14 protein-coding genes are annotated in these 15515 nt (G+C 65.3%); 9 read left to right on the forward strand and 5 right to left on the reverse strand.

Annotated features, from left to right (window positions below; all coding sequences use genetic code 11):
• Positions 1-2 precede the first annotated feature (2 nt).
• The 3 genes from rdgB to rph are packed head-to-tail and all read right to left on the reverse strand — an operon-like array spanning position 3 to position 1713.
• Positions 3-602: an RdgB/HAM1 family non-canonical purine NTP pyrophosphatase gene (gene rdgB / locus AC1POX_RS05455; RefSeq protein WP_008575822.1), complete on the reverse strand. Its 600-nt coding sequence runs from the start codon at positions 600-602 to the stop codon at positions 3-5.
• Positions 599-991, reverse strand: a complete 393-nt coding sequence (locus AC1POX_RS05460; protein ID WP_008575823.1) for a VOC family protein — start codon at positions 989-991, stop codon at positions 599-601. Before AC1POX_RS05460 ends, rdgB begins: the two co-directional genes overlap by 4 nt.
• Complete coding sequence (gene rph, locus AC1POX_RS05465; protein ID WP_372356836.1) at positions 988-1713, reverse strand: ribonuclease PH; 726 nt, start codon at positions 1711-1713, stop codon at positions 988-990. The genes AC1POX_RS05460 and rph overlap by 4 nt, the downstream gene beginning before the upstream one ends.
• Positions 1714-1822: 109 nt before the next feature.
• Between rph and AC1POX_RS05470 the strand changes: the two genes are divergently transcribed.
• From AC1POX_RS05470 to AC1POX_RS05510, 9 genes are all read left to right on the forward strand, one after another.
• Positions 1823-2683, forward strand: a complete 861-nt coding sequence (locus AC1POX_RS05470) for a YicC/YloC family endoribonuclease (RefSeq protein ID WP_011348463.1) — start codon at positions 1823-1825, stop codon at positions 2681-2683.
• A gap of 151 nt (positions 2684-2834) precedes the next feature.
• Complete coding sequence (gene gmk, locus AC1POX_RS05475) at positions 2835-3446, forward strand: guanylate kinase (RefSeq protein WP_008575828.1); 612 nt, start codon at positions 2835-2837, stop codon at positions 3444-3446.
• 259 nt (positions 3447-3705) lie between these two features.
• Complete coding sequence (rpoZ, locus tag AC1POX_RS05480; protein WP_002812428.1) at positions 3706-4005, forward strand: DNA-directed RNA polymerase subunit omega; 300 nt, start codon at positions 3706-3708, stop codon at positions 4003-4005.
• A gap of 127 nt (positions 4006-4132) precedes the next feature.
• Positions 4133-6304: a RelA/SpoT family protein gene (locus AC1POX_RS05485; RefSeq protein ID WP_008575831.1), complete on the forward strand. Its 2172-nt coding sequence runs from the start codon at positions 4133-4135 to the stop codon at positions 6302-6304.
• 79 nt (positions 6305-6383) lie between these two features.
• Positions 6384-6764 carry a RidA family protein gene (locus AC1POX_RS05490; RefSeq protein WP_005911914.1) on the forward strand — a complete coding sequence of 127 codons (381 nt, stop codon included), beginning with the start codon at positions 6384-6386 and terminating at the stop codon, positions 6762-6764.
• A gap of 20 nt (positions 6765-6784) precedes the next feature.
• On the forward strand, positions 6785-8938 hold the full coding sequence (gene recG / locus AC1POX_RS05495; RefSeq protein WP_372356837.1) for an ATP-dependent DNA helicase RecG: 2154 nt from the start codon (positions 6785-6787) through the stop codon (positions 8936-8938).
• Between the two features lie 136 nt (positions 8939-9074).
• Positions 9075-10013 (forward strand): nucleoside hydrolase, encoded by a 939-nt coding sequence (locus AC1POX_RS05500; protein ID WP_008575834.1) that lies wholly within the window; start codon positions 9075-9077, stop codon positions 10011-10013.
• A 71-nt stretch (positions 10014-10084) separates the two neighbouring features.
• Positions 10085-10327 (forward strand): type B 50S ribosomal protein L31, encoded by a 243-nt coding sequence (locus AC1POX_RS05505; RefSeq protein ID WP_005911911.1) that lies wholly within the window; start codon positions 10085-10087, stop codon positions 10325-10327.
• A gap of 229 nt (positions 10328-10556) precedes the next feature.
• Entirely contained in the window at positions 10557-11846 is a 1290-nt protein-coding gene (locus AC1POX_RS05510; protein WP_003486167.1) for a citrate synthase, read from the forward strand.
• 259 nt (positions 11847-12105) lie between these two features.
• Here AC1POX_RS05510 and AC1POX_RS05515 read toward each other — a convergent pair whose 3' ends face one another.
• Positions 12106-12756 carry a hypothetical protein gene (locus tag AC1POX_RS05515; RefSeq protein ID WP_338339678.1) on the reverse strand — a complete coding sequence of 217 codons (651 nt, stop codon included), beginning with the start codon at positions 12754-12756 and terminating at the stop codon, positions 12106-12108.
• Between the two features lie 308 nt (positions 12757-13064).
• Positions 13065-15491, reverse strand: a complete 2427-nt coding sequence (locus AC1POX_RS05520) for a penicillin-binding protein 1A (RefSeq protein ID WP_042773968.1) — start codon at positions 15489-15491, stop codon at positions 13065-13067.
• Between the last annotated feature and the right edge of the window lie 24 nt (positions 15492-15515).

A 15515-nucleotide genomic window follows, 5' to 3' on the forward strand; every position in this document is an offset into this window, starting at 1 on the left:
CCTTACAGCGCCATCGCATGCAGCTTGTGCTGCAGCGTGGCCAGGGCGACCGCACGATGGCTGAGACGGTTCTTCAACGCGGTGTCCATCTCCGCGGCGGTCAGGCCATACACCGGGTCCAGGAACACCGGGTTGTAGCCGAAGCCGCCAGCGCCGCGCGGTTCGGTGGTGATCACCCCTTCCCAACTGCCTTCGGCAATCAGCGGCTGCGGATCTTCCGGATGCCGCAGCAACACGATCACCGCATAAAACCGCGCGCTGCGGCGATCGGTCGGAACCTCGCGCATCGCATCGAGCAACTTGGCGTTGTTGGCCTGCGCATCGGTTGGGCTGCCGGCATAGCGCGCGCTGTACAGACCGGGCGCGCCATCCAATGCATCCACGATCAGCCCCGAGTCATCGGCCAGGGCCGGCAAACCGGTCACCGCGCTGGCATGGCGCGCCTTGATCAGCGCGTTCTCGACGAAGGTCAGGCCGGTTTCCGGGACATCTTCCACGCCCAGGTCGCCTTGCGCGACGATGCGCAGCGGCAGGCCGGCGAGCATGGCACGCAGTTCTTCCAGCTTGCCGGCGTTGCCGCTGGCCAGGACCAGTTGTTTCATTGCTTGGGCTCCAGCAGATCCCACTTGGTACCGTACAGATCGCGAAACACCACGACCGTGCCGTACGGCTCTTCGCGCGGGGTTTCCAGAAATTCCACGCCGAACGCCTGCATGGCCGCGTGGTCGCGCCAGAAGTTATCGGTGTAGAGGAAATGATCCACCCGCCCACCGGTCTGGTCGCCGATGCGCGCGCGTTGCGTGGCGTTGGCCGGCTGCGCGAGCAGCAGGGCGGCATCGTCTGCACCGCCCGGGCCGATCACGACCCAGCGCTTGCCGTCATCGAGCGGGCGATCCTGCAGCACGTGGAAGCCCAGCGCGCCGGTATACCAGGCAATGGCCGCATCGTAATCGGCAACCAGCAAGGTGGTCAGGGCGATGCGACGGCTCATCCGGCCAGCGCAGCGCGTTGCAGTGCGAACAACTCGCCCATGCCTTTCTCAGCCAGGGCAAGCAGCGCGTTGAGTTCGTCGCGACGGAACGCGTGGCCTTCGGCGGTGCCCTGCAGCTCGATGAAACCGCCGCCGTCGTTCATCACCACATTCATGTCGGTATCGCAGTCGCTGTCTTCCGGGTAATCCAGGTCCAGCACCGGTTCACCACGATATATGCCCACCGACACCGCAGCCACCGCGCCGATCAGCGGGTGTTTCTTGATGTCGCCGCGCTTGATCAGCAGGTTCACCGCATCGGCCAACGCCACGTATGCGCCGGTGATGGCCGCGGTGCGGGTGCCGCCATCGGCCTGCAGCACGTCGCAGTCCAGGGTGATGGTGCGTTCGCCGAGTGCATTGCGATCCACGCAGGCGCGCAGTGCACGGCCGATCAGGCGCTGGATTTCCAGCGTGCGTCCGCCCTGCTTGCCGCGTGCAGCCTCGCGGTCGGAACGGGTGTGGGTAGAGCGCGGCAACATGCCGTATTCGGCGGTGACCCAGCCTTCGCCCTTGCCGCGCAGGAAGCCCGGCACGCGGTTTTCCACGCTGGCGGTGCACAGCACGCGGGTGTCGCCGAAGCTGACCAGCACCGAGCCTTCGGCATGGCGGGTGAAGGCGCGTTCGATGAGCACCGGGCGCAGCTGGTCGGCCGTGCGGCCGCTGGGACGGGAAAAGGTCATGCGATGAGTCCGGAAGTCGGGAGGTGGGTCTGGCGCCACTGCGCAGCGTGCAGGCAGCCGGCGAGGGCGGCTAGGGTACCATTCGCGCTTTGACGGCACGGGATTGACGATGATCCGAAGCATGACGGCGTTCGCTGGCAGCGAACGCATCACACCCTGGGGCACGCTCGGTTGCGAGCTGCGCTCGGTCAACCACCGCTTTCTGGAAGTGGGTGTGCGTCTGCCCGAGGAATTGCGTGCGCTGGAACCGTTGCTACGCGAGCGGGTGGCGGCGAAAAACAGCCGTGGCAAGCTGGATCTGACGCTGCGCCTGCGCGCGCCCGACAACGCGCAGACGCTGGCGGTCAACGAATCGCTGCTACAGCAATTGGGTGCGCTGGCCACGCGGCTGGATGGTCTGTTCCCCAAATTGCAGGTCGGCTTCACCGACCTGCTGCAGCTGCCCGGCGTCCTGCAGGTGCAGGACGTGGACGCCCCCGCGTTGCAGGCACAGGCGCTGGCGTTGCTGGAGGAGGTGGTGGGTAGCTTCGTGATCGCGCGCGAGCGCGAGGGCGCCAAGCTGGCCGAGGCGATCAGCGAGCGGGTAGATGCCATCGAACGCATCGCCGCCGAGGTGCGCGTCCTGATTCCGGTGATTCGCGAAGGTCAGCGCGCCAAGCTGGCCGCGCGCCTGGCCGACCTGCCGCATCCGGTCGACCCGGGCCGTGCCGAGCAGGAGCTGGTGCTGTGGCTGCAGAAGCTGGATGTGGACGAGGAGCTGGACCGCCTGTCCAGCCACATCGCCGAGATCCGTCGCGTGCTCAGGCAGCGCGAACCGGTCGGTCGCCGCCTGGACTTCCTGCTGCAGGAATTCAACCGCGAAGCCAATACGCTGGGCTCCAAGTCGGTGGACAGCCGCACCTCCAATGCCGCCGTGGATCTGAAGGTGTTGATCGACCAAATCCGCGAGCAGGTGCAGAACATCGAGTAGCCGGGATTGGTGATTGGGGATTCGGGATTGGTCGACGGCAACCTCGCGTTTCAGCGGGCTGCGGCCAATCCCGGTAGCATGTCGACCCCGGTGGCACCGGTCCGCAGTCCGTTCGCGAATCCCGACTCCCCAATCCCGAATCCCTGATCCTATGCGCGGCACTCTCTATATCGTTGCGGCCCCCTCCGGCGCCGGCAAGAGCAGCATCGTCAACGCCACCCTGGCACGCGACCCGAAGATCGCCCTGTCGATCTCGTTCACCTCGCGCGCGCCGCGGCCGGGCGAACGGCATGCCGAGCACTACCATTTCGTCTCCGCCGACGAGTTCCAGGGCATGATCGAGGCGGGCGACTTCTTCGAATATGCGCTGGTGCATGGTGACTGGAAGGGCACCGCGCGGCAGTCGGTGGAGCCGCAGCTGGCCGCCGGCCACGACGTCCTGCTGGAGATCGACTGGCAGGGCGCGCGTCAGGTGCGCCAGAAGGTGCCCGATGCGGTCAGCGTGTTCATCCTGCCGCCGTCGCGCCAGGCGCTGGACGAGCGCATGCGCAAGCGCGGGCAGGACAGCGAGGACGTGATGGCGCAACGCCTGGCCGCCGCCCGTGAAGAGATGCTGCATTTCGAAGAGTTCGATTACGTGATCATCAACGAGACCTTCGACATCGCCGTGGCGGAGATGTGCGCCATCTTCACCGCCAGCCGGCTGCGTCGGCAGGCACAACAGCAGCGGCACGCCGGATTGATCCAGGCGCTGCTGGAGTAAGCGCCGCTGCAGCGCGGGGCTGGTCACCGGACGGGCGCCGCCGCGCGACGGCATCCACCGCGCGTAGACCGCGGTCCTGACACGCGCCGGCTGCACCAGCGACTGCTCAGGAAGGTTTCCTGGTCGCTCCAAGCGGCTCAAACCGCTGATTCCAAAGGAAACTGAATGGGTAGCGGTTGCTGCAGCGCCGGCCGGAGCGTACACTCCGCCCCCTTTCCCTCATTCGATGCGCGGCCGTTGCTGGTCGCCGGGAGCCCGCATGGCCCGCATTACCGTAGAAGATTGCCTGGAAGTCGTGAACAACCGTTTTGAGCTGGTCATGATGGCCTCCAAGCGCGCCCGTCAGCTCGCCAACGGCGTGCAGCCGCTGATCGAGAATGCCGATGCCAGCGACAAGCCCACCGTGATGGCACTGCGCGAGATTGCCGCACGCCGGATCGACAACGCGCTGATCGATGAAGTCGAGAAGGCCGAACGCGAACGCGCCGAGCGCGAAGCGCTGGAATGGGCCGCCGCCGAAGTGGTCGCCGACGAAGACATGTCCAAGAACGACGATTGATCCCAGCATCGCTGCGATCGATCAGAACAGCCCGCCTCGATGCGGGCTGTTTTCGTTTTCGGTCCCGGCAATACGCCTGCGTGTGCAAATGTTTGCCCAGACTGCACGGCTGGCATAGTCTTCCGGCATGAACCCAGGCCCCACTGCCCAGGCGACCGTCGTGACGTCTCCGTCTTCCGACCAGGCCATCCCCGACTACGTCCTGCATCTCGAGCGCGCGGCCAGCTACCTGCCCAAGGAGCAGCTGCCGATCCTGCGCCGTGCCTGGGAAGTGGGCGCCAGCGCGCATGCCGGGCAGACCCGCAAGTCGGGCGAGCCCTACATCACCCACCCGGTGGCGGTGGCTGGCGTGCTGGCCGAGCTTGGCCTGGACATGGAATCGCTGATCGCCGCAATCCTGCACGACACCATTGAAGATACGCCGCTGACGCGCGAAGAACTGGCGTCGGAGTTCGGCGAGGCGGTGGCCGAGCTGGTCGATGGCGTCACCAAGCTGGACAAGCTCAAGTTCCGCGACCGCCAGGAAGCGGCGGCAGAAAGTTTCCGCAAGATGCTGCTGGCGATGTCGCGCGACCTGCGCGTGATCATGATCAAGCTGGCCGACCGCCTGCACAACATGCGCACGCTCGGCGCACAGAGCACCGAGGCGCGCGGCCGCATCGCGCGCGAGACGCTGGAGATCTACGCACCCATCGCGCAGCGGCTGGGCATGAGCCTGATCAAGTCCGAATTGCAGAATCTGGGCTTCCGCGCGTTGTATCCGTGGCGCCACGCCATCATCGAAAAGCACATCCGCAGCCAGCCGGTGGTGCGGCGCGAATCGATGGCGCAGGTGGAAGTGCAGCTGTCCCAGCGGCTGGCCAAGGAAGGGCTGGAGCATCGGCTGGTCAGCCGCATCAAGACGCCCTGGAGCATCTATTCCAAGATGCACGAAGAGAACAAGTCCTTCGACCAGGTGATGGACGTGTTCGGCTTTCGCCTGGTGGTGCGCACGGTGGCTGATTGCTATCACGCGCTGGGCGCGGTGCATGCCAGCTTCAAGCCGCTGGACGGGCGCTTCCGCGATTTCATCGCAATCCCCAAGGCCAATGGCTACCAGTCGCTGCACACCGTGTTGTTCGGACCATACGGCTCGCCGATCGAAGTGCAGATCCGCACCGAAGAGATGGACCTGATCGCCGAACGCGGCGTAGCGGCGCACTGGACCTACAAGGTCGGCTCGGCCTCGCCCAACAGCGCGCAGAGTCGTGCGCACGACTGGATCGTGGAACTGATCGATTCGCAGCGCGCCGCCGGCTCGTCGCTGGAATTCCTGGACAACGTCAAGGTCGACCTGTTCCCGGACGAGGTCTATCTGTTCACGCCCAAGGGCAAGATCCTGGCATTGCCGCGCAATTCCACCGCGCTGGATTTTGCCTACGCGGTGCATACCGACGTGGGTAATCGCGCCGTGGCCTCGCGCGTGGACAAGAAGCTGGTGCCGTTGCGCACCAAGCTGGTCAGCGGGCAGGCGGTGGAGATCATCACCGCCCGCTCGGCCACGCCCAAACCGCAGTGGCTGGAATTTGTGGTCAGCAGCAAGGCGCGCACCGCCATCCGGCATCAGCTCAAGCAACTCGAGCACGAAGATGCCGTGCAGTTGGGCCACCGTATGCTGGACCGCGCGCTGGAAGCAATGGACTCTTCGCTGGAACGGCTGCCCAAGGGCCGCCTGGACGCCTTCCTTGCCGAGCACCGCTACCCGCGTCTGGAAGCGCTGCTGGCCGATGTGGCGCTTGGCAACTGGATGCCCAATCAGGCCGCGCAGGCGTTGATGGCTTACGCAGAACTGCGTGGCGGTGGTCTGTCCAAGCATTCGCACGAGAAGATCCTGATCGACGGCAGCGAGCGCGGCGTGATCAGTTTCGCCAATTGCTGCCAGCCGATTCCCGGCGACGAAATCATGGGCTATCACACCGCAGGCAAGGGCATCGTGGTGCACCGCCTGGACTGCCCGAACCTGGCGGAACTGCGCAAATCGCCCGAACGGTGGGTGCCGATCGACTGGGACTCCAACGTGACCGGCGACTACGACACCGCGCTGGTGGTCGAAGTGGAAAACCGCACCGGCGTGCTGGCGCAGCTGGCCGCAGCCATCGCGCAGAGTCAGTCCAATATCGAGCGCGTGGACTATCTGGACCGCGACTTCAACGCAGCCGTGCTGCGCTTCAACATCCAGGTGCGCGACCGCCGCCACCTGGCCGAGGTGATGCGCCGGCTACGGCGTCTGCACGTGGTGCAGAGCGTCGGACGCCAGTAGCGCCTGGCGCGCTCGCGCAACAGTCGAGCAAATCCGCACAAAGGCCTAAACTGCGGCAACCCTTTGCAGTGGAGTGTCCATGTCCCAGATCATCCATACCGACCAGGCGCCCGCCGCCATCGGCCCGTATTCGCAGGCCGTGCGTGCCGGCAACACCGTGTATTTCTCCGGGCAGATCCCGCTGGACCCGGCCACCGGCGAGATCGTGCCGGGCGACATCGGTGCGCAAGCACGCCGTGCATTCGACAACCTCAAGGCAGTGGCCGAAGCGGCCGGCGGCTCGCTCGACAAGATCGTGCGTCTGGGTCTGTATCTGACCGACCTGGGGCAGTTCGCTGCAGTCAACGCGGTGATGCAGGAGTATTTCCAGGCACCGTTCCCGGCGCGTTCGACCATCGAAGTCTCCGGTCTGCCCAAGGGCGCCGGCTTCGAAGTCGATGCAGTAATGGTGATCGAGTGATCCTGCGCCGCTGATCGGCCGTGTCGCGCACGCGCGTCGTCACACCGAGCCTGGCCGTCGCCGGCCAGGCTCGGCTGTCCAGCCTGCCCGGTGTTGGCCCGAAAGTGGCCGACAAGTTCGCTGCGCGCGGCATCCTGAGCGTGCAGGACCTGTGGCTGCATCTGCCGCTGCGTTACGAAGACCGCACGCGCTTGACCACCATCGCGCAGCTGCAAGGTGGCGTGCCGGCGCAGGTCGAAGGACGCGTGGAGGCTGTGGAGCGCGGCTTCCGCTTCCGGCCGGTGCTGCGCGTGGCAGTGTCCGACGCTTCGCACGGGACGCTGGTGCTGCGCTTCTTTCATTTTCGTGCGGCGCAGGTCGCGCAGTTCGCCGTCGGTACGCGGCTGCGGGTGTTCGGCACACCCAAGCCCGGCCAGCACGGCTGGGAGATCGTGCACCCCAGTTACCGCGTGCTCGCACCGGACGAAGATGCCGGGTTGGGCGACAGTCTGGATCCGGTGTATCCGGTGCTCGAAGGCGTTGGCCCGGCGACGTTGCGCAAGCTCATCGGCCAGGCGCTGGAGCGCCTGCCGCCCGAAAGTGCGCTGGAATTGTTGCCACCGCACTGGCTGCAGGACGAGCGATTGCCCTCATTGCGCGCGGCTTTGCTCACCATGCATCGCCCGCCGGTTGGCACTGATCCACAGCAACTGCTCGCCGGAGGCCACCCGGCCCAGCAGCGCCTGGCAATCGAGGAATTGCTGGCGCACCAGCTCAGCCTGCGCCGGCAACGCATCGCGTTGCAGCGTCTGCACGCGCCCAGCCTGCCCGGCAACGGCACGTTGGTGCAGCAATTGTGCAAGGCGCTGCCGTTCCAGCTGACCGACGCGCAACAACGCGTGTTCGAACAGATTGCGCATGACCTTGCGCAACCCTCACCGATGCTGCGGCTGGTACAGGGCGATGTCGGCAGCGGCAAGACCGTGGTCGCGGCGCTGGCGGCCATGTTGGCGGTGGAGCAGGGCAAGCAGGTCGCACTTGCCGCGCCCACCGAATTGCTGGCCGAGCAGCACCTCACCAATCTGCGCGGCTGGTTGGAACCGTTGGGCATCCGCATCGTCTGGCTGGCAGGCAAGGTCACCGGCAAGGCGCGCGCTGCAGTGATGGCCGAGGTCGCCTCCGGTCAGGCGCAGGTCGTGGTCGGCACGCATGCGTTGATGCAGGAGGCGGTGGTCTTCCACGACCTGGCGTTGGCCATTATCGACGAGCAACACCGCTTCGGCGTGCATCAGCGCCTTGCGTTGCGCGACAAGGGAGCGGCGGCGGGCAGCGTGCCGCATCAACTGGTGATGACCGCCACGCCCATTCCGCGCACGTTGGCGATGTCGGCTTACGCAGATCTGGATGTTTCGGCCATCGACGAATTGCCGCCCGGCCGCACGCCGGTGCAGACGATCGTGCTGAGCGCGGAGCGCCGGCCCGAATTGGTCGAACGCATTCGCGCCGCCTGCGCCGAAGGACGGCAGGCATATTGGGTGTGCACCCTGATCGAAGAAAGCGAAGAACCCGAGAAAGGCGCGCAAGGCCAGCAAGGCGGTCCGCCGCGCATCGAAGCGCAGGCCGCCGAAGTCACCTTCGAGGCCTTGTCGGCGCAGTTGCCGGGCGTGCGGGTGGCGCTGGTGCACGGCCGCATGAAGCCGGCCGAAAAGCAGAAGGCCATGCTGGATTTCAAGCAGGGCCGCAGCGACCTGCTGGTGGCCACCACCGTGATCGAAGTCGGCGTGGACGTGCCTAACGCCTCGTTGATGATCATCGAAAATGCCGAGCGGCTGGGCCTGGCCCAATTGCATCAGTTGCGCGGTCGGGTCGGGCGTGGCGCAGCCGCCTCAAGTTGCGTGCTGCTGTACCAGGCGCCGTTGTCGATGATGGCGCGGCAGCGTCTGGAAACCATGCGCCAGACCAACGACGGTTTCGTGATCGCGGAGAAGGATCTGGAGTTGCGTGGCCCGGGCGAATTGCTTGGCACCCGGCAAACCGGCCTGGCCAGTTTCCGCATCGCCGATCTGGCACGCGACGCCGGGCTGTTGCCGCGCGTGCAGGTACTGGCCGAGCGGCTGCTGGACGAGGCGCCGGAAGTCGCCGACCGCGTGGTCGAACGCTGGATCGGCGGCGCGGTGCGGTATGCGGCCGCTTGAGCGGCCGGGAGTCGGGAATCGGGATTAGGGAATCGTCAAAGCGGGATTGCTGCGACACGGGCGTCGTTGATTCGCGTGGCCGGCCGATCCTTGCGAAGATGCGGCAACGAATCCCGAATGCCCAATCCCGAATCCCATGACTGACAAGATACCGCTGCTGATCGACACCGACCCTGGCGTGGACGACGCCTTGGCGCTGCTGATGGCCTTCAACGACACCCGCCATGAGGTGGTCGGCCTGACCATCGCCGCCGGCAACGTGGGCTTGGAGCACACCGTGCGCAACGCCTTGAAGGTCTGCGAGATTGCTGGCCGTACCGATGTGCCGGTCTACGCCGGCTGCCCGCAGCCGTTGCTGCACCCGTCGGTGGATGCGGCGCACGTGCACGGTCTCGACGGATTCGGCGATGTGGGCCTGGCACCGGCCAAGCGCACTGCCGAGGCCGAACACGCCGCGCTCGCCATCCTGCGTCTGTCGCACGAACACGCCGGCAAGCTGCTGCTGGTGGCGCTCGGTCCATTGACCAATCTTGCCCTGGCGCTCACCCTGGACCCGACCCTGCCGCAGCGCGTGGCGCGGCTGGTGGTGATGGGCGGGGCGTTGACCGGGCACGGCAATATCACCGCTGCGGCCGAGTTCAATATCGGGTTCGACCCGGAAGCGGCGCATATCGTGTTCGGCGGTTTTCCGCAGTTCGACGTGGCCGACTGGGAAGCCACCATCGCGCACGGCCTGCTGCACCGGGATGTGGAGCAATGGCTGGCGGCCGATTCTGGCCGCGCCCGGTTCTACGAGGAAATCTCGCGCAAGACCCGGCTGTGGTCCGAAGACAGCCGCGGCGAGTACTGGTATGCCGCCGACGCGCTGGCGATGGCGTTCGCACTGCACCCGGAAGGCGCCCAGCGGCTGGAGCAGCGCCCGGTCCATATCGAACTGTCCGGTGCGCATACCCGTGGCATGACCCTAGTGGACTGGAACCGGCAGGGCGGGGCGCCCGACAATGCCAATCTGCTGCTGGCCTATGACATCCAGCAGTTCTACGCGCTGGTCGGGGCCGCCCTGGCGGCGAACTGAGGCGACCTTGCGCCGGCTGCCTGGGCGCAGCTATAATGCCCGGCTTATCCAGGCAGCCCGGCGCCAAGTCCATGAAAGATAACGTTCATCCCAACTACAAAGACGTCGTCTTTCACGACGTGACGTCCGATTTCAAGATTCTGACCCGTTCCACCATGACCTCGAAAGAGACCGTGAAGTGGGAAGACGGCCAGGAGTATCCGCTGATCAAGGTGGAAATTTCCTCGTCCTCGCACCCGTTCTATACCGGCAAGCACAAGGTGATCGACACCGGCGGCCGGATCGACAAGTTCCAGAAGCGCTACGCGCGCTGAACTTGCAGGACGGGCTGTACCGGCAGCGGCCGCGCATTGCGCGGCCGTTGTTTTTTGGGGCGCTGAACGCTTCGCCTGTATGCCTGGCGCGATGCGTCTACGACTTCTGTCCAAGCGACGGCCAAAATGCTGCTGTGCGATAATGGTCTGATCCGAGGCGATGCCTTGGACTTCCATCACGTGCCTGCCCATGTGGGATCAGGCGCCTTCCACTGAAGGAGCGTACACAGTGTCCGATCTTGATCAGGTCACGCTCAACGCCGGCGACAAGTCGGTCGTTCTGCCGGTTCTCAAGCCCACGCTTGGCAATGATTGCGTCGATATCTCAAAGCTGACCAAAGAAACCGGTCTGTTCACCTACGACTCGGGCTTCACCGCCACCGCCAGCTGCAAGTCGGCCATCACCTACATCGATGGCGACAATGGCGTGTTGCTGTATCGCGGTTACCCGATCGAGCAGCTGGCCGAAAAGTCCAGCTTCCTTGAGGTCTCGTACCTGCTGATGAACGGCGAACTGCCGACGGCGGACGAATTCAAGAAGTTCGACCACGAAGTGACGCATCACACGATGATGCACGAGTCGCTGAAGAACTTCCTCGGCGGTTTCCGTCACGACGCGCACCCGATGGCCATGCTGGCCGGCTCGGTCGCCTCGCTGTCGGCGTTCTACCACGACACCCTGGACCTCAACGATCCGGAGCAGCGCCGTCAGGCCGCCATCCGTTTGATCGCCAAGGTGCCAACCCTGGCGGCTGCGGCGTACCGTTATTCGATCGGCTGGCCGATCCGCTACCCACGCAATAACCTGAACTACGTCGACCGCTTCCTGCACATGATGTTCGAAGTGCCGAGCGAGCCGCTGGAGATCAATCCGGTCGTTGCCAAGGCCCTGGATCTGCTGTTCATCCTGCACGCCGACCACGAGCAGAACGCCTCGACCTCGACCGTGCGTCTGGTCGGCTCGACCGGTGCCAATCCGTATGCCTCGGTCGCCGCGGGTATCACCGCGCTGTGGGGTCCGGCACACGGTGGCGCAAACGAAGCCGTGCTGAAGATGCTCGAAGAGATCGGCACCGCCGACAACGTCGAATCGGCCGTGGCCAAGGCCAAGGACAAGAATTCCTCGTTCCGTCTGATGGGCTTCGGTCACCGCGTCTACAAGAACTTCGACCCGCGCGCCAAGATCATCCGCGAGATGACCCACAAGGTGCTGGGCGAGCTGGGCGTCAACGACCCGCTGCTGGAAGTGGCGCTGAAGCTGGAAGAAGCCGCGCTGAAGGACGACTATTTCGTGCAGCGCAAGCTGTACCCGAACGTCGACTTCTACTCGGGCATCATCTACAAGGCGCTCAACATCCCGGTGGAAATGTTCACCGTGATGTTCGCCATCGCACGCACCGCAGGTTGGGTGTCGCATTGGCTGGAGCAGCAGGTCGACCCGGAAATGAAGATCGGCCGTCCGCGCCAGATCTATACCGGTTACGACAAGCGCGATTACACCGACAGCGCCAAGCGCTGATCGGTCCACGCGTACCTGCGTAAACAAACGCCCCGCAGTGCGGGGCGTTTGCATTTGGATGGTTGCGCGGCAGTCGCCTTCCAGCACAGCGTGCTGCTGTCGTGGCGATTGGTAACCGGCGACCAGCGGCGCATGGCACGACGGTTCGTCCGGCTGTGGCTGGGCCGAATAAACGACCGCTGCGCAGCGGCGTCGTGACGCCGGTTTAAAGAAGTACAGAGCTCGCCCGCGTAGGGAGGCTCCGCGTCATATGGCCGACTCAGCGCAGCAGCGGTGAGCCGCTGGAACCGTCGCCGTCTGTCAACAACTGTCGCACCTGCGCGGCCGATGCACGCGGCATCGGCTTTTCGTCCAGCTGCGATAGCGGCGCCTGCCGCAGCGCGTTGTAGGGCAGCACGGTGAGATCGAAGGTGAGGTCTTCGGCGCTGAACAGCCACACCGGAAACTCGCCGTTGCGCTCGCGATCCAGGCGCAGCCGGCGCGTGCGCGACTCGGCCGGAATGCGGTGTTCTTCCAGAAACCGCTGCACGGCATCGGCATCGTCGCTGTGCAACTGCAGGTGCACCGGTGCATTGGCGTCGGCGGTGCCGTCCAGCACCGGGCCGGTCAGCCGTGGCTGGAAGGGGCTGAGAAACTCAAGCGCCCGCAACGCGGCTTCGCGACGTTGGCGCAGACGCGCACCGTGCGCAGGTCCGGCGAACAGGCGTTGGTACTCGCGCAACGCATCTTCGATCTCGCGATTGCGTGGCAGCGACGCATCGTCATGAATGCCGAGCCGGCTGGCAGCCTTGAGCTTGGCTTGATGGAAATCACGGATGCCGCCTTCGGCCATCAGGCGTGCGGCTTCGTGCGCCAGACGATGGCGACGTTCCCGGGTTCGTGTATCGGCGTGCGCGCGTGCGTGATGCATGACCGGGCTCCCCTAATGAACCTGATCTGGACTCTACAACAGCTGCATGAAGACATGGCGAATGCGTCATGTCATTGCAAAGGAACGATCACGCAGCGGTGACCGGGCGATGGTCCAGGTGCGGGTATGCACGGGCAAGGCGCAATGCGCGTGCGATATCCGTGGCGGGCAGGTGAGCGCTGCGCCGACCCGGCAACGATGCCGCCAGCGATCCATCAGGCCGGCAATGGCTGGCGCTTATCCAACGGGGGCCAACAAATTGGGGAACCGAACAGCCTCGCCGCTTTCGATTCCCCAATCCCGATTCCTCAGAAAATGTCGAACGCCTTTTCGTCCTGCTGTTCCTGCAGGCCGTAGTCGTAATCCTGCAGGCGGTCCAGATCTTCGTTCTTGACCCATTCGATGGCGCCATTGATGGTGGCCTGGGTCATGCCATCGGGCGGATCGTTGGCGGCGATCGGCTTGTCCTTGAGCGCTACGCGCATGTAGTCGATCCAGATCGGCAGCGCCGCCTTGCCGCCGTATTCGCGATAGCCGAGCGAGCGGAAGTCGTCGCGGCCCACCCATACGGTGGTGACGTAGGGGCCGCCAAAGCCGGAGAACCACGCGTCGCGGTGCTCGTTGGTGGAGCCGGTCTTTCCACCCACGTCCTCGCGGCCGAGGACCTTGGCCGCGGTGCCGGTGCCGCGCTGGACCACGTCGCGCATCATCGACACCAGCTGGTAGGCGGTGCGCTCGTCGATTGCGCGCGGCGCGATCTTGGTCTGCGCGGTTGCCGCAGGGGCGGTCTGCGCCGGCGTCGGCGTGGCCGTGGCCGGCGCGGCAGGCGGTGTTTCCGGTGCCTGCGCGCCGAAGTTGAAGCCATCGACGACCTGGCTCACGGGCGCCACATTGCCGCCTTGCAGGGCGCAGGTGCGGCAGGCTACGGCCGGCACTTCCTTGAAGATGACATTGCCCTCGCGGTCTTTGACCTCATCCACGATCCAGGTGTCCACCCGCGAGCCGCCATTGGCGAACACCGCATAGCCGCGTGCCACAGACAGCGGCGTGAGCGAAGCGGTGCCCAGCGACATCGACAGGTTCGGCGGCAATTCGGCCTCCTGGAAACCGAATTGACTGATGTATTTGCGTGCGAAATCGACGCTGATCGCGTCCAGCAGGCGCACCGACACCAGGTTGCGCGACTGCACCAGCGCTTCGCGCAGGCGCATCGGCCCGCGGAAGCCGCCTCCATCGTTCTGCGGCGACCAGGTCTTGCCACGCCGGTCGCGGAACACCACCGGCGCGTCCAGCACGATCGAGGCCGGGTTGAAGCCCTTTTCGAATGCGGCTGCATAGACGAACGGCTTGAAGCTCGACCCTGGCTGGCGGCGTGCCTGGGTGGCGCGGTTGAACTTGTTCCCCGCAAAGCTGAAGCCGCCCACCAGCGCACGCAGGGCGCCGCTATTGGCGTCCAGCGAAACCAATGCCGCCTGGCCGCGCGGCAACTGGTCGATGATCCACTCGCCGTCCTTTTCGCCGGCGCGAATGCGGGTCAGGTCGCCGCGGGTCAGCAGCTTGGCCGGGGTCTTGCCGGTCCAGCGGCTGGCACTGGCGGGCAGGGTCAGTTCGGTCTTGTCGCTCAGCACGACCGTGACCCCGCCATCGGGATTGGTGCGCGCCACGATCACCGCACGCAGTCCGCCCTGGGTGAACGCGCCTGCCAGGTGCTTGGCCAGTGCAGGCGCGTCCGCATCGGCGGGCACGTCGAAGTGCTGCTCGACGCCATGCCAGCCATGGCGATGATCGTAGACCCGCAAGCCGTCGGCGACTGCCACATCCGCACCAGTCTGCAGGGTCGCATCGATGGTCGTGGTGACGTGATAGCCCTTGTTGAGCACATCGCCGCCGTACTTGGCGATCATTTCCTGACGTACCAGCTCGGCCACGTAAGGTGCATACACCTCCACCGGCGGCTCATGCGGCTTGGCGTGCATCGGCACGGCCTTGGCGGCGTCGGCCTCGGCCTGGCTGACAAAGCCCAGGTCGGCCATGCGCTGCAGCACGTAATAGTCGCGACGCTCCTGCGCACGCTCAGGGTTGCTGATCGGGTTGCCGCTGGACGGGAACTTGGGGATGCCGGCCAGCGAGGCCATCTCGTCCAGGCTCAATTCGCTCATCTTCTTGCCGTAGTAGTACTCGGCAGCGGCCCCGACGCCGTAGGCGCGGTTGCCGAAGAAACTCTTGTTGAGATACAGCTCGAAGATCTCGTCCTTGCTCAGCTCACTTTCGATCTTGCGCGCCAGCAGGATCTCCGCCAGCTTGCGGGTGTAGCTGTACTCCGAACTCAGGAAGAACTGCCGCGCCACCTGCTGGGTAATGGTCGAACCACCCGGCACGCGCTTGGCATCGGTGGTTGTCAGCAGCCACACCGCGCGGGCAATGCCCTTGTAGTCCACGCCGCCGTGCTCGTAGAAGCGCGCGTCCTCGGTGGCCAGGAAGGCCTGCTTCAGGCGCAGCGGCACGTCCTTCATCTGGATGGGATAACGCCGGGTCTCGCCATAAACCGCCATGAGGCGGCCATCGCTGGAATAGACGTACATCGGCTCCTGCAGCTCGACCTGCTTGAGCGATTGAACGTCCGGCAACTTCGAGGAAATGGCGTAATACAGGCCGCCGGCAGCAATTGCGCCAAGCAGTGCGAGCACGACGATCGTGGCCAGGATCCAGCCCAGCCAACGGCGAATACGGGGCATGTAAGAGAGATTCCGATTGCAGAT

The organism is Xanthomonas sp. NCPPB 3442 (assembly GCF_056725145.1).